Annotated in this window: 14 protein-coding genes and 1 pseudogene; 12 read left to right on the top strand and 3 right to left on the bottom strand. The window is 45.5% G+C overall.

Annotated elements, in window-relative coordinates; all coding sequences use genetic code 11:
* Nucleotides 1-12 precede the first annotated feature (12 nt).
* From EGM68_RS11090 to EGM68_RS11100, 3 genes are all read left to right on the top strand, one after another.
* Nucleotides 13-1,029, top strand: a complete 1,017-nt coding sequence (locus EGM68_RS11090; protein WP_129549157.1) for an LLM class flavin-dependent oxidoreductase — start codon at nt 13-15, stop codon at nt 1,027-1,029.
* Nucleotides 1,030-1,085: 56 nt separating this feature from the next.
* On the top strand, nt 1,086-2,243 hold the full coding sequence (locus EGM68_RS11095; protein WP_129549158.1) for an amidohydrolase: 1,158 nt from the start codon (nt 1,086-1,088) through the stop codon (nt 2,241-2,243).
* A gap of 190 nt (nt 2,244-2,433) precedes the next feature.
* Entirely contained in the window at nt 2,434-3,369 is a 936-nt protein-coding gene (locus EGM68_RS11100) for a dockerin (RefSeq protein ID WP_129549159.1), read from the top strand.
* 104 nt (nt 3,370-3,473) lie between these two features.
* Here the strand turns inward: EGM68_RS11100 and EGM68_RS11105 are convergent.
* The 3 genes and pseudogenes from EGM68_RS11105 to EGM68_RS11115 form a co-directional block, all read right to left on the bottom strand.
* Nucleotides 3,474-4,807 (bottom strand): annotated as a pseudogene (locus EGM68_RS11105) (ISL3 family transposase).
* A 19-nt stretch (nt 4,808-4,826) separates the two neighbouring features.
* Entirely contained in the window at nt 4,827-6,008 is a 1,182-nt protein-coding gene (locus EGM68_RS11110; protein ID WP_129549160.1) for an MFS transporter, read from the bottom strand.
* Nucleotides 6,009-6,081: 73 nt separating this feature from the next.
* Nucleotides 6,082-6,372, bottom strand: a complete 291-nt coding sequence (locus EGM68_RS11115) for an ArsR/SmtB family transcription factor (protein ID WP_058710457.1) — start codon at nt 6,370-6,372, stop codon at nt 6,082-6,084.
* Nucleotides 6,373-6,652: 280 nt separating this feature from the next.
* Between EGM68_RS11115 and EGM68_RS11120 the strand changes: the two genes are divergently transcribed.
* The 9 genes from EGM68_RS11120 (at nt 6,653) to EGM68_RS11160 (ending at nt 17,933) form a co-directional block, all read left to right on the top strand.
* On the top strand, nt 6,653-7,588 hold the full coding sequence (locus tag EGM68_RS11120; protein ID WP_129549161.1) for an ArsR family transcriptional regulator: 936 nt from the start codon (nt 6,653-6,655) through the stop codon (nt 7,586-7,588).
* Between the two features lie 127 nt (nt 7,589-7,715).
* Nucleotides 7,716-8,630, top strand: coding sequence for a class I SAM-dependent methyltransferase (locus EGM68_RS11125; protein WP_058829580.1), 915 nt, complete (start codon nt 7,716-7,718; stop codon nt 8,628-8,630).
* 221 nt (nt 8,631-8,851) lie between these two features.
* A complete protein-coding gene (locus tag EGM68_RS11130) occupies nt 8,852-10,576 on the top strand; it encodes an ABC transporter substrate-binding protein (protein ID WP_129549162.1) in 1,725 nt (574 codons plus the stop codon).
* A gap of 107 nt (nt 10,577-10,683) precedes the next feature.
* The gene (locus tag EGM68_RS11135) at nt 10,684-11,637 is read left to right on the top strand and encodes an ABC transporter permease (RefSeq protein ID WP_058829582.1); all 954 of its coding nucleotides are present in this window, start codon (nt 10,684-10,686) and stop codon (nt 11,635-11,637) included.
* 15 nt (nt 11,638-11,652) lie between these two features.
* On the top strand, nt 11,653-12,579 hold the full coding sequence (gene opp4C, locus EGM68_RS11140) for an oligopeptide ABC transporter permease (protein WP_017428379.1): 927 nt from the start codon (nt 11,653-11,655) through the stop codon (nt 12,577-12,579).
* A 13-nt stretch (nt 12,580-12,592) separates the two neighbouring features.
* Entirely contained in the window at nt 12,593-13,576 is a 984-nt protein-coding gene (locus EGM68_RS11145) for an ABC transporter ATP-binding protein (RefSeq protein ID WP_129549163.1), read from the top strand.
* On the top strand, nt 13,569-14,537 hold the full coding sequence (locus EGM68_RS11150; RefSeq protein ID WP_129549164.1) for an ABC transporter ATP-binding protein: 969 nt from the start codon (nt 13,569-13,571) through the stop codon (nt 14,535-14,537). The genes EGM68_RS11145 and EGM68_RS11150 overlap by 8 nt, the downstream gene beginning before the upstream one ends.
* Nucleotides 14,538-14,819: 282 nt before the next feature.
* Complete coding sequence (locus tag EGM68_RS11155) at nt 14,820-15,812, top strand: cation diffusion facilitator family transporter (protein WP_129549165.1); 993 nt, start codon at nt 14,820-14,822, stop codon at nt 15,810-15,812.
* 204 nt (nt 15,813-16,016) lie between these two features.
* The gene (locus EGM68_RS11160; RefSeq protein WP_129549166.1) at nt 16,017-17,933 is read left to right on the top strand and encodes a heparinase II/III domain-containing protein; all 1,917 of its coding nucleotides are present in this window, start codon (nt 16,017-16,019) and stop codon (nt 17,931-17,933) included.
* Nucleotides 17,934-17,938 lie beyond the last annotated feature (5 nt).

The following is a 17,938-nucleotide window of genomic DNA, read 5'->3' on the forward strand; positions in this document are numbered from 1 at the left end:
GGAGAGGGAGACATGAGCATTAAAATCGGAGTATTGGATCAAAGCCCTATACACGAGGGTGAAACGGCGGCACAGGCCCTTCGTAACACGATTAAGCTGGCGCAGCGTGTAGAAGAATTGGGATTCACGCGCTTTTGGGTATCAGAGCATCATGATTCCGAGCAGGTTGCAGGCTCATCGCCAGAAGTACTCATTTCCCATCTGTTGGCACGCACCGAGCGTATTACAATCGGGTCTGGTGGGGTGATGCTTCAGCATTACAGCCCATATAAAGTGGCTGAAAACTTTAATGTGCTAGCCTCTCTTGCACCGGGTCGTGTAGATTTGGGCATCGGACGTGCGCCAGGCGGGTTGCCGAAATCCACACAGGCGTTACAACGCAACGTGCATGATGCACCTTCTCTCGAAGAGAAAATTGATGAAGTAAGTCGCTACATTCATAATGTCTCGCCTGAAGAAGGACCGCTGGCCGGATTACAGGCAAATCCGATTCCGGAAATACCAGCAGAGATTTATGTTTTGGGTACAAGTACAGACAGTGCTGGAATTGCTGCGCGTTTGGGGTTACCCTATGTTTTTTCGCAATTTATTAATAGTAGTGAGCAGGTTGCACTGGATTCATTCCGTACGTATCGGGAGTCTTTCGATTACAGTTATGGACGTGAGCCGAAGGCACTTTTTGCGCTATCGGTTATTGTGGCAGACACTTCCGAAGAAGCAGCGGAGTTGGCAGGTGAGCAGAAGCTGTACAAGATTCACCTGGCCAGTGGCAAAACGGCTACGGTGGGTGCGCTGGAAAGTGCAGAGGAATTCGGTAAGCAATCGGGTGAAGAATATACAATTGAAGTTACACAAGCACAAATTAACAAAGGAAATAAAGATGAAATCTTTACTGTGTTGACGGAAATTCAAGCGAAGTATCAAGCAGATGAGCTGATTGTAACGACAGGCATACGGGATATCGACAAGCGTGTGCGCTCATTCGAGTTGTTGCATGAAGCTTTTGCCGGGTTGCCTGTGCAGTCCTAGATACTATTGACATAAGAAAGTTGTAACCAATATGGATTCACCAAGGAGGAGTAGGGATGAGTGGATCAACCGGGACGAAGGAGCAGGTTTTGGAGCAGAAGTTGGTAGAAATTCGCCGTCATCTGCACCGTTATCCCGAGCTGTCTAACGAGGAGGTTGAAACTACCGCCTATATTCGCCGCCTGCTCGAAGAACAGAATATAACTATTCTGGATGTGCCGCTGCGTACCGGATTGGTAGCGGAAATCGGCGGACAGCAGGACGGTCCAACTGTCGCGCTTCGTGCAGACATTGATGCACTGCCCATCCAGGAGGAGACGGGATTGCCTTATGCTTCGATATATCCTGGCAAGATGCATGCCTGCGGGCATGATTTTCATACGGCATCCCTGTTAGGTGCAGCCGTATTGCTGAAGCAGCGGGAGCGGAAGCTGAAGGGGACGGTTCGACTGGTGTTCCAGCCAGCCGAAGAGAAAGCCAAAGGCGCTGCCCAAGTGGTGGAAAGCGGTGCGCTGACAGGGGTACAGGCCATTTTCGGCCTGCATAACAAGCCAGATTTGCCCGTAGGCACGGTCGGCATCAAAGAAGGTCCGCTAATGGCAGCGGCAGACGGATTTTACATCGAGGTGGAGGGCCTGAGCACACATGCGGCAGTGCCGCATGCAGGAATTGACCCCATTGTGGTATCGTCACATATCATCACGGCGCTGCAATCCATTGTGAGTCGGAGCGTTAATCCGCTCGATAGCGCGGTCATCAGTGTCACGAAGCTGCACAGCGGCAGTGCCTGGAACATCATTCCAGACTGCGCTCATTTGGATGGAACAATTCGCACATTTGATGAGAATGTTCGAGCTCAGGTGGCTAAACGCTTCGAGCAGGTCGTCAAGGGCGTAGCTGATGCTTTTGGTACGAAAGCGAACATCCGCTGGATTGAGGGTCCGCCACCTGTGCTGAACGACAGAAAGTTGGCTGTGATCGCGGAGCAGGCGGCCGAAGCAGTCGGTCTGGAGGTCGTTCGCCCCATACCTTCCTCGGCAAGCGAGGACTTTGGGCTTTATCAGAAGAACATCCCTGGTGTGTTTGTCTTTGTCGGCACTGCGGGAAGCCAGGAATGGCATCATCCTTCCTTTGATTTGGACGAACACGCACTGCCGGGAACAGCGAAGCTGCTGGCTTCACTGGCTGAATTGGCATTGAAATCCATAGAGTAGGAACTCGATCCTACTCTATGGAGCTGAGCCCCTCTCTATTAAGAGGGGCTCTTTTTGTTTGACGGTATATTATTCCAATGATAATATAAAATTGTTATTTAATTCAAAATTTAGAGTGGGTGTAGGTGAGAGAACAAACGTTGTCATTTTAAATGTGCTCGTAAAAATAACAGGTACGGAGGTTGAAAAAATGCCGAAGAAAAAAGGAATGATCAGGGCTTCTTTTTCATTGGTAATGGCTGCTTCTTTACTGGTTGGCGGGGCTAATGTCGGTTTAGCAGCCTCAGATTTGGAAAGCACTTCGAATACAGAAACAATGAGTAATAGCTTGGCTGCCGCTGAACTACCTGCTAAATTTAAGCCTTCGGTAGAATGGGTTTGGAAGAATAGGATGGTCAAAGAAGGCTCAACCAACCGTAAAAACTTGATTTTTGATCAAATTTATGCAGGCAAAGGAACACTCAATTATGTAGTTCGCTGGCAATCCTCTAAAAATATCACTCTTCAGCAGCGTAAAGATATGGCTTCCATGCTAAGTCGCCAAATAAATAACTGGAATAAGCAGTTAAAAGGATATGATGGCTGGCCGTATGATCATATTACTGTAAAAATAGTTGGCTGGGCCGTTGCAAATCCGTCGCAGATTCTTAATAAACAATCTAATGAAATCGTTTACACAGATACGATTACCGATGACTTAAGTAAAACAGACCCCGATATTCCTGCTAAACTTCCGGTTGCTCCTAATGCACTATCGAGATTTGAACATTTTATGGACCCTAACTATACTTATCCGGGTGGACTGGACAAGCGGTTTGATATGTACTTATGGGGAACGTCTAATTTTCAGGGTGGAGCCGGCGGTGACTGGGGACAACGTATGCATGATGATTATATCCTGAACACCTTGAATTCGGATGAAGTACAGATTACAGAGCATGAGATGGGGCATGGATTTGGCTTGCCTGATTTCTACGAAGAGCACGAGCGTCCACCTGGTGGGTTCCCTATGCCTACGATTATGTGGGCTGGAAATTCTCCTAAAATAACAGAGTGGGATACCTGGATGTTGCGTTATACCTGGAGCCAGGTCAAGAAGGACACCTCTCGTTTTCCTACCCGATAAAAGATACGTAGAATAGAAATATAGGTATTCAAAGGTTGTTTCCTGCGATTCTTGGTGGGAGATAACCTTTTTTAGGATATTCGGATTTTATGGTGGAGAAGGGCTTATAGCTGATCCTTCTCCAATTTCTCGATCAAGGTGGAAAAATCGATTCCCAGCAAGATTATTTCTTCTGGCTCACGAACAACTCCAACAGGTGGCATATTAAGCATCGGGAAGTTTTCCTCCTGTAGATCGTAGCTATCAAACCGCCTCTGGTACTTAGGCTTACGTTGCTTTTTAAGTCCCTCTGTAAAGAGATCTTGGCTCGTAGGGCTTCAAAAGAGTATCCCCTGCCTAAACGATTAATGACTCGAACAAGGCTGTTTAGAGATTCCGTATAAGCGTTTGTAATGCGATGGTCGAAGTAGGCGAATATTTCCTGTTCCCAGTTCTTCATAGCCTTTGTAAGTGGTTCAAAAGCGGATTGCAGTTCAGTTGGTATTTTAACTTTCCATTCGTTGTATTTAAGGAATGCCGTCTGTCTGCTACTACATTCCCAAATATCGAAATATGATTCCTTTAAGTCATAAGCAGTGCCGAGAGAAGGATGATTTTTTGTCCAAAGGTCAAGCGTAATCTTATCCATCTCTGTAAGCTCTATACGACGTTTTAGGAGGATAAAACGGTCGTGCATCAGCCCGCGGCGCTCTTTTGGCGATAATCCTTCTCGGAGCTGCTTACGAATGGTTTCTAACGCTTGGTTTGCCATACGGACAACGTGAAACTTATCGACGATGATAAGAGCTTTTGGCAATATAGCCCTCACGGCGTCCTTATATGGCTGCCACATATCCATTGTGACGTATCGTATTTGTCCTCGATTTGGAAGGCGTGAGAGGTAGCCTACAACGGTTTCCTTGTTACGATTGGGCAAAACGTCTAACAAAGTATGTTCCTCAATGTTGGTTAAAACGCATCTTGGCTTAATAATGTGTATTTCGTCAATCCCAAGCCAATTAGGAGTTTCAAATCGAAGCGTTTCTTTAAGACGATTGATGTAATCACGAAAGATGTTACGTATCGTTTTTTCATGCAATCCAACATCCTCGGATATGCTGACAAATGTGCGTTTAAGGCTTTGCTTCTCTATATAAGACAATAATCGTTTGGTGCAGTTTCGCTTTTCGTCTATGGTGTGGTTTAAGTGTTCCCAAAAGGTTCGATTGCAGTCTCTACAGCGATACCTCTGACGCTTTATAAGAAGGCCTACACGCTTGCCGTGAATAGGCAAGTCCATGCAGATCTGTTCCCTGCTATCGTGTTTGTAGAGGTTGGCTATGCATCCACAATGAGGGCAAGCCAAAGGTGGAGAGTTCGTCACCACTTGTATTAGAAAATCAAATTCATTCTCACTGATACTTAGGATGTTGAATTTTAAAAGATTTAGAATATCCATATGAATTTCTTCTATGCATTTATGATGCAAGTTCCTTTTTTGTTTTTGCGTGACTGGTCAAAATACCGCTGAATATAAAAGATAACAACGAACCGGCAAAGCATATAGCCGCAAACGTGCCTACGGCGGAAAAACCGTTAAAAGTCGCGTAAATCAGGCCTGCGATCCAAGAACCGAGCGTTGTCGCAGCGTACATGATTGAATTGGCCAAGCTGGAGATCGTGCCGCGGATGGTCGGATTTAATGAATTCAGCATTCCCAATATTAGGGGAAAAGCGATCCCCATGTTAACGAATATGAAAAAGTAAACACTTTCGAAAGCCGCAACCGACGGCAAGAGAGGCAAAACAATAAAACATATGATAGAGACAAGAAAGCCTACAACCAGCGTATTGAAACGGTTTAACGTTTTGATCACATAGGCACCGCCGAAGCTCCCGACTATATTCCCAAGACCAAGAAAAAACATTACGTATCCCGCTTGATCAATTGAAAGGTGAAAGCGATCCGTCACCCATTTTCCAATGAAAGAAAAGGCAGCAAAGAATCCACATTGAAATAAGAAATGAGCGAGGAAAGCCTTTCTCGCCATTCGGCTATTCAATAGTGGGATGTATCTACTGAAAACCGGAGTCTTGGTTTTTTGGCCTTGATTTGGTTTCATTTCGGGCAAAGCATAGAAGATGAATACTGCTACCAATAATGCACATGCACCGATTGTAAAAAAAGGATAATACCAATGGGTTGAGGCAAGCAGACTTCCAATAGGGATGCCGAACGCTTGGGAAGCAGCCAAGCCTGCCATGACGATTCCTGATACTTTGGCGATTTTTGACGTTGGAAACAGAGCAGGGATTGAGGCCCAGACTTGAGGCGCCGTAAATGCTGCGCTGACTCCGGCTAAAAAACGGAAGAAGAACATTGACCAAAAACCTGTGGCAAAGCCGCATAACATGGTTGAAACCGAGAAGCATACCATGCCGGCAAGCATTACTTTTTTGCGGTCCCATCCATCGGAAAGCGGTCCAGCAATCAGTGCAAAAATGGCATAACCTAAAGCATAAGACCCCACCATCCAACCGGAATATTCAGTCGGGATATGAAACAAGCTCTGAAGAGTGGGGATGAGCGGAGAAATCAAAAACGTATCCGTACCGATAACAAACATGATGAGGAAAAATAAAGCAGTTAATTTGATCATTCTAATCACCCTTTTTAGTTAGTTCTATAGTTCAAAGATTATTGAACTAATGAATAAAAAAAAGAATTTCTTTCTACAACGTATCCAGAAATCCAGGTAAGTAAGTTTGAAATGTCTCCAAATCGATGCTCATATACTTCGTTTGAGCTTCTTTTCGTACCTTGATCAATTTCGCCTCCTTTAAAGCACGCAAGTGATACGAAGTATTCGATTTCGTAGTATCGCGAATATGTCCTACTTCTCCACAATTCATTTCCTTCTTGCTGGCGTATAGAGCTCGTATGATGTCCAATCTTGTTTCATCGGCTAACGCCTTAAATATTTTGACTCTGAGCTCGTCATTTATTATTTTTTGAGTAGTCATAAAACCATTGTACTAAGATATCGCTACAAATCAAGTCTTTAGAAAAATACCACCATATTCTCCGATTTTTAAGGCAAATGTTTTGATTTTGTCTCCACCATAAAATCCGAATACCCTTTTTTTGTTTTATAGATAAACAGTTTGACTCTAACGGATCTGGCTTTGGCTTTGCATCAGTATTGTGCCTTCATTTTCGCATGAATGAATCACTAAGAATGAACGGATGTACGATAGTATGTATAATTGACATCAGATATGAAAGAAAAGAGGACAGAAAGCGATGAGTCACGACGTGAACGCTCCTTATGATGTACATGTAGCATACGGACCGGTGTTTGAACTGCTCAGCAGCTTACACACTTTTATTTGCCGCAAGGCTTACAAAAAAACTGATTTATCATCCGGGTGGGCGGAACAAGTGCGTGGAACGCTGTCTCCAAGTCTGTCCGCGTTACTGGAGTCCATGGAAATCAATACAGATTGGAAGGTTATTTATGGATTTGTCTGTATGCTTTCTGATCAGGGGGGCATTGAAGAGGTCGTAGACCGCTTGGAAAGCCAGACTTTACCGGAATTAAAACAACAGGTATCAGCCTATGGGATTCCGCTGTCTGACGACATGGAGAACCTCCGTAAACTTGCTTTACAACTGCTATCCGGCTGGAACGAGGAGTATTTTCGTCACATGGATACAAGGATTCTCAGCGACCTGAAACTGGAAGCTGAACGCAGAAAGCGGGAGAAGAACGTATATGACTCTATGGAGTGGGTGGATCGTATAACTAATGGATTCCGATTCGAGCCTTCCGCAGGACTAACGCAGGTGTTGCTGGTACCGCAATATCATTTTCAGCCGATGAATATTATTTATCAATTTGGCTCACTTCTGTTATGTCATTATTCCGCAGGTGTATACGTTCAGGAGGACGACTTTTTATCACCACAAGAATACCGAATGATTCGTTGTTTAGGAGAGAAGAGCAGGCTCAAGATATTAAAATATTTGTACCAAAGCCAGTCTCCGCGAACCTTTATTGAGATTGTCCGACATCTCAAGCTATCTAAGGGAATCACGCATGATCATATATTTAAGCTCCGTGCCGCTGGCTTCATTCATGCACATTTTGATGGCGAAACATTGCTCGGCTACAGTGCACGGCTTGCGGCTGTGGATGAGATGCATGGGAGTATCCTTGGCTATATGGAGCGAAGGTAAGTCATAAGATTGGACCTTGACAAAATTATTTGTTTATGCTATAATTTACATTTATTTGAGTTGATATTATAATAAGATTCTCCTGGCCAGGGGAATCTTATTTTTGTTTTTATAGGAGGATAAATGTATGAAGCCAAATGAGTCCAGTTTAACTTCCTTAGTAGCAGCTTTTGGCCGAGCATATCATAGTCAACATGACACACCCAAAATTTTTGATGATTTTATGGTTAAAGAGTTAATTTCCCAAAAAGAATTTTCAGATATTAGAAAGAATATGATTGAAGGGATAACGTTTTTCAATGACGATATTGCGCAAAGGTTCAGAGATGATCCAGATGAAATTTTAAAATGGATTACGCAAGTTCAACTTTCTCCAACACCCTTAGCACGTGCCGCGTATTGTGAAAAAGTATTACTTAATGAACTTAGGTTAGGATTACAGCAGTATGTCATACTTGGAGCCGGGTTAGATACTTTTTGTTTTCGACATCCAGAATTGAAAAACAGCTTAGAAATATTTGAAATAGATCATCCAGCAACACAGGAATCTAAGAAGAAAAGGTTAGCTCATGCAAATTTAAAAATACCAAGTAATCTTCATCTGGTTTCTATGGACTTTGCCCATCCGTTTTCGTATTCTAATCTATTGGATGAAGGGTTTGTTAACAAAAAAACATTCTTTAGCCTTCTGGGTGTTTCTTATTATTTAACTAAAGAGGAAATTTCAACATTAATGAATCATTTGTTTACCAAGGTTCCATCAGGGAGTTCGATCGTTTTTGATTATGCAGATGAAAACCTTTTTAAAGAGAAAGGCGTGTTTAATAGAGTTGAAAATATGGTGAAAATGGCTTCAGTAAGTGGAGAACCCATGAAATCATGCTTTGCTTATGATGAAATCGAGGAAATGTTAGAAGCTTCAGATTTACTAATTTATGAACATCTATCCCCGGATACAATAAATAGTCTTTTCTTTGATGAGAGGACAGATTATTTGTCTGCGTTCGAAACGATTCATTATATCCATGCTGTAAAAAAATAGTATAGCAAATGAGTAAGAGACAGCCACTTAATCTACTACTAGGGATTAAGTGGCTTTATTTATATTTGTACAAAAATTCGAATAGTTGTTGATAAGCAGAGCTTTTACATAAAAAAACGCAGTTCTCCCTTTACAGAACCCTAATAAATTCCTATAATGAGGACTATCTTCTTAATCACAACTTGTTCTATCGGAATTTAATTATTTAATTTGGGGGGATTATGTTGAAAAAGAGTATTATTTTACTTAGCAGCCTACTTCTGGCGAGTTCTACCTTGCTGGCGGCTTGCTCCAATGGGGGATCGGATAGCGCCAACAATTCTGCTGCTCAAAACAATGGAGACACACAGACAGTAGCTACAGCGCAGCCATTAACAAGTCTGGTAAAGGCTTCTGATATGTCCAAATTGCCGGAAGTATCCAAAAAAAGAAACGACACCATTATTGTCGGTCTAACTGACCCGGCCGGGGTATTCACCCCGTATTTTAACCAAAGCGGCTATGACGGCAACGTCATTTCGCAGTTATGGACTCCGCTGGTGACCGTAGACGAAAAAGGGCTTCCACTGCCCAATCTAGCGAAGAGTTGGGATATTTCCAAGGATAATCTGACGTATACGTTTCACTTGGTTCCCGGTACCCAATTTAGCGATGGCTCGCCTTTGACAGCAGAGGATGTCGCTTTTACCTGGACGTTGATCTATGACAAAGCTTATCCTGGCGACAGCCAAATTCGGAAGCTGAACATTAAAGGCGGTAGAGCCTACACGGAAGGCAAGGCAAAGCAAATTGATGGAATTAAGGTAATCGATCCACAGACTATTTCAGTAACATTGGAAAAGCCGAACGCGCTGGCTCTAACCATTCTCGGTGAATATGTGCTGTCCAAAGCTTACTACGGTAAGGATTATAAGTTCGGACAGCTGGATTATTTTAAAAATCTGCATGGTAGCCCATTGGGGAATGGGGCATATAAGCTTGAAAAATTCATTCCGGGGCAAGAAGTTCGTCTGGAGGCGAATGATCACTTTTTTAAAGGCAAGCCGAAAACGAAACACTTCATTTATAAGACAGCGGAAGGTGATGCATGGCAATTCATCGAAACAGGTGATACCGATTTTGCATCCTTCACTGCAACGCAGGAAAATATCGACAAGCTGAAAGGGCTTGGCTTTTTGAATATTCTTCCATATACCCCGAGCACCTACGGATATTTGCAAGTCAATCTGGAAAATGAAAAGCTGAAGGATAAAAAGGTTCGTCAAGCATTGACCTATGGATTGGATCGCAAAAGCATTTATGTTGATGCAGCACAGGGAGCAGGGGCGGTCGCCAACATTCCGGCTTCTCCTATATTCTGGTCATACACGACCGATGGGATCAATCCATACAACTACGACCCGGAGCAAGCAAAAAAGCTGCTAGATGAAGCAGGCTGGGTAGAAGGCAGTGACGGCATACGTGAGAAAAACGGTCAAAAGCTGACCATTCACTTGCTGACCTCCAAACGTCCGGAAACAGATACCTTTATTGCGCTTGCGGCTGAGAACTATAAAGCGATTGGCGTTGACCTGCAACCGGAAATCTTTGCAGACTTTAATGCAATGGTCGCTAAAGTAGAAGGTAAAGATTATGATCTTGCCGCCTTCTCGACCGCCATGCTGACAGACCCATCGGATGGAATTGAGCCATTCGTCAATGGTGAAATCAAGGGATATAACAATCCGAAGCTCAAAGAGCTCTATGAAAAAGGTTTGGCTACGACGAATATGGAAGAACGCAAGAAAATATATAAGGAATTATATGTGCTGCTAAATGATGAACTACCCGTTATTTTCACCAACTACAAGAAGACTGTATATGCTTACAATGGTCGAATGGAACATGTAAAGGTCAGTCCATTCATTGGCTTGTCTGGTAATCTGTTCGAATGGTCCCTTAAATAAGCCATCTTTGCGGGCCCCTTGTGAAGAACGCCAGGTTCGGATCAAGGGGTCTGCCAAATGGAGGACGCGTAATGAGTAGCCCGACCATGAATTGAAAGGAGTCTGTCATGAGCTCGTTTTTAACGAAAAGACTGACGTATATGATTATTATCTTGTTGGCCGCTTCGATGATGATTTTTTTCCTGTATGCCATGACACCGGGAGACTTCATTAGCGGTAATCTGAAGCTGTCGCCGGAGAGAAAGGCGGAGCTGAGGGAAATTTACGGGTTGAATAAGCCTATTCTTGAGCGCTACGGAAACTGGCTAGGCAATGCGCTGCATGGTAATTTCGGCTATTCGCTCGCTCAACAGAAACCGGTGCTGACCTTATTTAATGAATATATCTGGAACTCGTTTTTGTTGGCCATTGTATCCACCTTCCTGACCTGGCTGATTGCAGTCATTATTGGTGTGGTTGCTGCTTACAAGCAGTATTCATGGTTCGATACGTTGGTTATGGTGTTAATTTTTGCCGCGATGTCTGTTCCATCTTTTTTTATCGGGCTGTATCTGATCAAAATTGCGGCGGTCGATCTGAAGTGGCTGCCACCGGGCGGGATGCTCAATACGGGCAGTAACGCTACAGGCATGGAGTATGTGAAGGAGGTTCTCCAGCATATGACCTTGCCGGTGATCGTGATGACACTACTGGGATTGGGGTCGCTGACCCGCTACTTCCGCAGCAATATGATCGACGTGATCCAGCAAGATTATATCCGTACAGCTCGTGCAAAGGGTCTAAAGGAAAGAAAGGTGCTTTTTACACACGCATTGAGAAATGCATTATTGCCTGCCATTACGCTCGTTGGCTTTGAATTGCCTGCGTTGTTTGGCGGATCTCTGATTATCGAAAAGATTTTTAACTGGCCCGGGATCGGTCAGCTGTATATGCTATCCTTTTCGCTTCGGGATTATCCGCTGCTTATGGGCTTCACGATGCTGATTGCCATATTGAGCGTGATCGGGACGCTGTTGTCCGATATTTTGTATCGCATCGCGGACCCGCGTGTGAAAGTGTAAGAAGGGGGCTAAGGAATGTCATCCGTGAGCAGTAATTTGAGCAAGAGCAACGGCAGACTGCGAATAAATGTCAAATCTTCAATGTGGCAGCAAGCGCTCCGGCAGTTGTTCAGAAACAAGCTTGCTATGGCTGGACTGCTCGTCGTGGTATTTATGTTTTTGCTCTGTTTTATCGGTCCGTTATTTTCTCCTTATTCCGATAACAAAACGAACATATTAATAATGAACAAGGCGCCGAATATCCATCACTGGCTAGGAACAGACAAGCTGGGACGGGATGTGCTGACACGTGTGATGCAGGCAGGTCAAATTTCTCTTACTGTGGGTTTGGCTTCTATGGTGTTGTCTGTTTTTTTAGGAGCAACGCTAGGGGTTATATCCGCCTATTTTCGCGGAATTGCGGATCAAATCATTATGCGCATTGCCGATTTGCTGCTGACTATACCCAGTTTACCATTGCTATTTATTATGGGGGCGCTGTTATCTGACTGGAAGGTTCCGCCTGATCAACGGATGTATATCGTCATGTTGATGCTGAGTCTAGTCAACTGGCCGGGGATTGCACGGATGGTGAGAGGTCAGATGCTTAGTTTACGAGAACGTGAATTTATGCAAGCCGCGACGGTGCTAGGACTATCGAATCGCCGAAAGCTCTTTAAGCATCTGCTGCCGAATATTTTGCCATTGCTGATCGTTATCGCTACATTGAACATTGGCGGAGCCATCCTGAGTGAATCTGTACTCAGCTTCTTTGGTCTTGGCGTGCTGCCCACGACACCAACTTGGGGCAATATGATTGATGCTGCCAACAATGTATTGGATTTTCAGCAACGACCTTGGTTGTGGATACCGCCAGGCCTGTCTATTTTTGCTACAGTCATCGCTATTAATATTTTTGGTGACGGGCTGCGGGATGTACTCGACCCGAAACATAAGAGGTAGGTGATCATGCACCATGGACAATTTACTTTCTATTGAACATTTAAGCACTCATTTTTATACAGAAGAAGGAACGGTCAAAGCGGTGGATGATATCAGCTTTCGCGTGAAGCCGGGGGAGACGGTATGCATTGTGGGTGAATCGGGCTGCGGCAAAAGTATTACCGCCATGTCGATCATGGGCCTGATTCAGAGTCCCGGTGGTAAAGTGGCAGGTGGAAGTATCCGTTTTGAGGAAACCGATCTGCTAGAGCTTAGTAGAAATGAGATGCGCACGATTCGCGGACATGAAATCTCCATGATTTTTCAGGAGCCGATGTCTTCATTAAATCCGGTTATGACCATTGGTGAACAACTGTCGGAGCCACTGATTGAGCACTTAAAGATGGGCCGAAAGCAAGCTCGCAAGCGGGCACTGGAGTTGGTTGAACAGGTCGGTATATCCCGACCGGAGCAGATATTAAAAAGCTATCCTCATGAACTGAGCGGAGGGATGCTGCAGCGCATTATGATTGCCATTGCTGTTTCTTGCGGTCCCAAGCTGCTTATTGCGGATGAGCCGACCACGGCACTGGATGTAACAATTCAGGCACAGATTCTCGACATGCTGCGTGAATTTAAAGCCCAGTCCAATATGTCGCTCATGCTGATCACCCATGATTTGGGTGTTGTTGCGGAGATGGCAGATTATGTAATTGTGATGTATGCGGGCAAGATCGTCGAGGAAGGCGAAGTGGTGCAGCTATTCAATCACCCCAAGCATCCCTATACGCAGGGTTTACTCAAGTCCAAACCAGTGCTTAATCAGCGTCAAAAGGAGCTGTATTCCATCCCCGGGCAGGTACCTAATCCACTGGAGCTGACGACGTCCTGTTATTTTCATGACCGCTGCGGGCATTGCATGGACATTTGTCGTGTAAAGGAGCCTACATTAAAAGAAGTTTCAGCTCAGCAGAAAGCATCCTGCTGGTTGTATGAGGAGGCGGTTGTTCATGGCTGAGCCGTTGTTGGAAATAGACCGTTTAAAAACGTACTTCCCGGTGAAGTCGGGGTTTATGAACCGTACTTCAGGACATGTGCGGGCAGTAGACGATATAAGCTTTACGATCCGTCAGGGTGAAACCTTTGGCCTGGTGGGGGAATCGGGGAGCGGTAAAAGCACGGTGGGCCGCACGATTGTTAGATTGACAGATAAAACAGATGGTACCGTAAAATACAAAGGGGTGGATCTCCACAGCTTGTCGGCCAAAGGGATGCAGGAATTTCGTCCCAAAATTCAGCTGATCTTTCAAGACCCGTACAGCTCGCTGAATCCGCGTGTACGAATCGGAGATGCCATTGGTGAGGCGCTGCTCGATCACGGTATAGCTACCAAAGAAGAGGTCCGGCAGATCGTGCTGGACGTGCTCAAGCTGTGCGGATTGTCGGAATATCATATCGACCGTTTCCCACATGAATTTTCAGGAGGTCAACGTCAGCGGATCGGCATTGCCCGCGCGTTGGCGCTTCAACCGGATCTGATCATCGCCGATGAGCCGGTGTCAGCGCTGGATGTGTCCATCCAGGCACAGATTATTAACCTCTTTGCCAAATTGCAGGCCGAGCGGGGGCTGACATATTTGTTCATCTCTCACGATTTAAGTGTAGTTGAACATTTATGTTCCCGTATTGGCGTGATGTACCTAGGCTCTATGGTCGAAACAGCTTCGCGTGACGAGCTATTCGGCAATCCGCTGCATCCGTATACGAAGGCGTTGCTGTCGGCTGTGCCTATTCCGGTGCCGAAGCTGAAAAGAGAACGTATTTTGCTAAAGGGGGATATTCCAAGTCCGGTGAATCCGCCTTCGGGCTGCAAGTTTCATACTCGCTGCCCCTTTGCAATCGACCGTTGCTCTCAAGAGATTCCACTCTATCGTGAAGCTCGTCCAGATCACTGGGTGGCTTGCCATTTGGCTGAATGAACGAAGTTAAGTCAGCAAGTTTTGCAGCCGTTGACACAGCAGAACGTTCACCGCAATAAAAAGGTTCTGCTAGATCAACGGCTTTTTGCTTTGAGGAATCCGTAGCTATGATCTTCCGTTTCGTGAGAGTCATGGGGAATCTTTACGATGGAATATATTATCATAAGTATTGATTCTCCTCAGTTGGTTAGGTAGAATATGGACGGGTTAAAAATAATACATAACAAGCGATTACATAATGTCGATATGTCAGATTATGTATACCTCAGGAGGAGCTACAAGATGGAAGTGAAACAGAGAGAGGACTCCTTTTGGAGTATGGTCAAAAAAGGAAATAAATCTTCAGGCTCGGCGGCATTGGGTAATACTGGCATTGCCCTGATTAAGGGGATTGCTTTTGCCTTGACAGGCAGCGGCTCTATGTTTGCTACGATGATGCATTCCATTGCGGATGCGGTGAACCAAATGTTTGTATTTGCGGGCAGTGTATTGGCAGAGAAAAAACCTACGAAACGTTTTCCTACCGGCTTCGGACGGGTAATTAATCTTTTTTGTATGGTTGCCGTTATTGTCGTAACGATTATGGCCTACGAAACTGTATTGGAAGGAATTCATTTGCTGCAGCATCCGGCCGAATCCGCACAAGGATTTTGGATTAATGTAGTGGTGCTGGTTTTGTCATTGGTGGTTGACGGATTTGTATGGAGCAAAGCGATGAAAGAAGTGCTGCATGAATCCAGAGTGGAAGCGAAGGGGCTAAGTATTTTTACCTCTGCCTTTCGTCATGTGGGACGTGCTGCGCCACCAACCCGCTTGGTGTTCTATGAGGATTTGGTAGCAACGACAGGCGGGGTACTTGCCCTGCTTGCTGTAGTTGTCACATCGCTGACAGATTTTAAGCTGCTGGACGGGATTTCGAGTATTCTCATCGGCTGTCTGATGGTCGGTGTAGCTTTCCGGGTCGGTTATGACAACATGGTGGGCTTGATTGGTGTATCTGCACCTCCTGATATCGAAGAACGTGTGGCTTCCATTATTTTGGCAGATACACATGTGACCGATATTTCTCAAATGCGTATTTTGCAGGAGGGACGTTACTATCACGTCGAAGGGGTGATCGAGCTTACTTCGGGCATGACGCTGGCAGATGCTGATGATATTAAATTTAGAGTCGAGGACGCTCTGCTGCGTGATCCTAATATTTCAGATGCCGCATTGGGGATTCTAGAGGATGACGGGATTAGAAACTGGAAACAAGAGAAGCCTAAAGCGTAGAAAAATGGAACAAAGCGAATCTGGACGGAACTCAAGAACGTAAATAAGAACCTTCATGACCACGACAACGTGGCGTGGAGGTTCTTTTATATTTTTCCAATTATATTTTTACCCCCCTTTGAATTTAGGCAGATTGTTAGATACAATGAAAGCGTTAACAAAAAAGAAGGTGAAACGAATGCTTCTCATGGGGAGGAAATGCGAATGAGTCTTCTGAAGGAGGCTTGGCCTGCTTCGCGGCTCGTCAACGCGCTGGCTGGCGGAGTGCAGAATTCGGCAAGACAACGGTTAAGGAGCAATTGGACCCAAAGGTTGCGGGCAACTGTCGATGAACCGGCATACGCCGAGCTGTGGAAGGACATTGAACGTATCTGTAATGATGTTCGGGAAGTGCCTTGGTCTGAACTACCATTGTCTCTGTTCCGGCAATTTGCTAATACAGGGGAGCGCAAGCCGTATGAGGATGTATACTTTGAACGGCGCGGACGACTGGTTGCTATCGTGTTGGCAGCAGTTGCCGATCCGGAGCATCAGAAGATGAAAGAGGTGGAAAGCGGACTGCTGGACATATGCACCGAGTACACTTGGGCGCTTCCTGCACATGTCAACGAAGAGGACACTGTAACACCGCCTTGGCAGCAGGTGGATTTATTCGCGTCCGAAACAGCGCAAATGCTGGTTGAAATTGTATTGCTGCTCGGAGAACGACTGGCTGGTCACGTAGTCGTTCAGGTGCACAAAGAGGTCGAGCGTCGTGTACTGGAACCTGTTTTTTGGCAGCCTCGTCATTTTGATTGGGAAACGGCAGAGCATAACTGGTCGGCAGTATGCGCTTCCGGTTGCGGAATTGCTGCATTGCTGCTGGCAAAAGACGACCTTTCCAGAGCGGTAGCCATCGAGCGTATGCTGGGTGCACTGGATTGTTTTTTGGCAGGCTACAGAGAGGACGGGGGATGTCCCGAAGGCGTAGGTTACTGGGTGTATGGCTTTGGGTATTTTATATATTTTGCCGATATGCTGCGTGAGTTTACCGAGGGAGCTGTGGATATTTTGAACTCAGAAAAGGTAAGACAAATCGCAGCATTTGCAGAACGAGTCCATCTGTCAGACGGTATTTTCGCTAATTATTCAGATAGTAGTGAAACTGAACGGTTGCCTTCTGGACTCATCTCTCATGTGAATTTTTTGCAAGGACGCCCATCTACACTCCCCTTTCGCGTACCTGGTTTGTTGGAAGATCCGTGTCGCCGCTGGGCTCATGTATTGCGTAACCTAGTCTGGACCAACCCCTTGGTATATGGATGCAGTGAAGCCGTAATCGATTATTTGCCGCAACTCGGCTGGTTGATGTGCCGCAGCCTCTGCTCTAGTCCTCATGGATCCGGGGGACAGCAGGATAACCCAGGTGCCACACTTGCATTTTCAGCCAAGGCTGGGCATAACAATGAGCCGCACAATCATAATGATCTTGGACACTTCATCCTTCATGGCGGTGGCGAAAATCTACTCTGTGATCTAGGAGCAGGCTTGTACACGAAGGCCTATTTTTCACCAGGACGGGAGTCGATTATCAACATTTCCTCCAGCGGTCATTCCGTGCCTATCATTAATGGGATCACGCAGCAATCCGGAGCAAAGGCAAGGGCGGTTGTGCTGGATATTGCTATGGATGAGCAGGAGGGAGCACAGACAGTTACAACCTTTAAGCTCGATTTGACATCTGCTTATGCTGTAGATGAATTGGTTGTTTTCACTCGCTCCTTTGCCTGGAGTGTGCCGGAGGGTAACGAGGGAGCAAGGCTTACTGTCACAGATCATTTTGAGTTTGAGACGTCTGGTATGAACGTGAAGCCGTGGGATGTGGAGGAACTTTTGATCAGCCGTATTCAGCCTCATACAGGAGTAGGCTTCGTGGAATGGAAGGGAACGAACGCAGTGGTTAGGCTAGATTATGATGCTGGCGTGCTGAGACAGCGGCTGGAGGCTGTGAAGCATATAGATCATGACGGAGTGGCTTTTGTGTTTTATAAGACATCACTGCAACTAGACTCTAATCGCTGGAACGGTTCAGCAAGCATCGATTGCAATCTGTTTTTTACCATACATCAATCTTCATGTTGAATGGG

The organism is Paenibacillus sp. M-152, assembly GCF_003856555.1.
Taxonomy (GTDB): Bacteria; Bacillota; Bacilli; order Paenibacillales; family Paenibacillaceae; genus Paenibacillus; species Paenibacillus polymyxa_C.

Coding starts and splice junctions, on each gene's coding strand:
- EGM68_RS11145 (WP_129549163.1), top strand. CDS start 12,593: ATGGACAATTTACTTTCTATTGAACATTTAAGCACTCATTTTTATACA.
- EGM68_RS11100 (WP_129549159.1), top strand. CDS start 2,434: ATGCCGAAGAAAAAAGGAATGATCAGGGCTTCTTTTTCATTGGTAATG.
- EGM68_RS11120 (WP_129549161.1), top strand. CDS start 6,653: ATGAGTCACGACGTGAACGCTCCTTATGATGTACATGTAGCATACGGA.
- EGM68_RS11150 (WP_129549164.1), top strand. CDS start 13,569: ATGGCTGAGCCGTTGTTGGAAATAGACCGTTTAAAAACGTACTTCCCG.
- EGM68_RS11135 (WP_058829582.1), top strand. CDS start 10,684: ATGAGCTCGTTTTTAACGAAAAGACTGACGTATATGATTATTATCTTG.
- EGM68_RS11095 (WP_129549158.1), top strand. CDS start 1,086: ATGAGTGGATCAACCGGGACGAAGGAGCAGGTTTTGGAGCAGAAGTTG.
- EGM68_RS11155 (WP_129549165.1), top strand. CDS start 14,820: ATGGAAGTGAAACAGAGAGAGGACTCCTTTTGGAGTATGGTCAAAAAA.
- EGM68_RS11090 (WP_129549157.1), top strand. CDS start 13: ATGAGCATTAAAATCGGAGTATTGGATCAAAGCCCTATACACGAGGGT.
- EGM68_RS11125 (WP_058829580.1), top strand. CDS start 7,716: ATGAAGCCAAATGAGTCCAGTTTAACTTCCTTAGTAGCAGCTTTTGGC.
- EGM68_RS11115 (WP_058710457.1), bottom strand. CDS start 6,372: ATGACTACTCAAAAAATAATAAATGACGAGCTCAGAGTCAAAATATTT.
- EGM68_RS11110 (WP_129549160.1), bottom strand. CDS start 6,008: ATGATCAAATTAACTGCTTTATTTTTCCTCATCATGTTTGTTATCGGT.
- EGM68_RS11160 (WP_129549166.1), top strand. CDS start 16,017: ATGAGTCTTCTGAAGGAGGCTTGGCCTGCTTCGCGGCTCGTCAACGCG.
- opp4C (WP_017428379.1), top strand. CDS start 11,653: ATGTCATCCGTGAGCAGTAATTTGAGCAAGAGCAACGGCAGACTGCGA.
- EGM68_RS11130 (WP_129549162.1), top strand. CDS start 8,852: ATGTTGAAAAAGAGTATTATTTTACTTAGCAGCCTACTTCTGGCGAGT.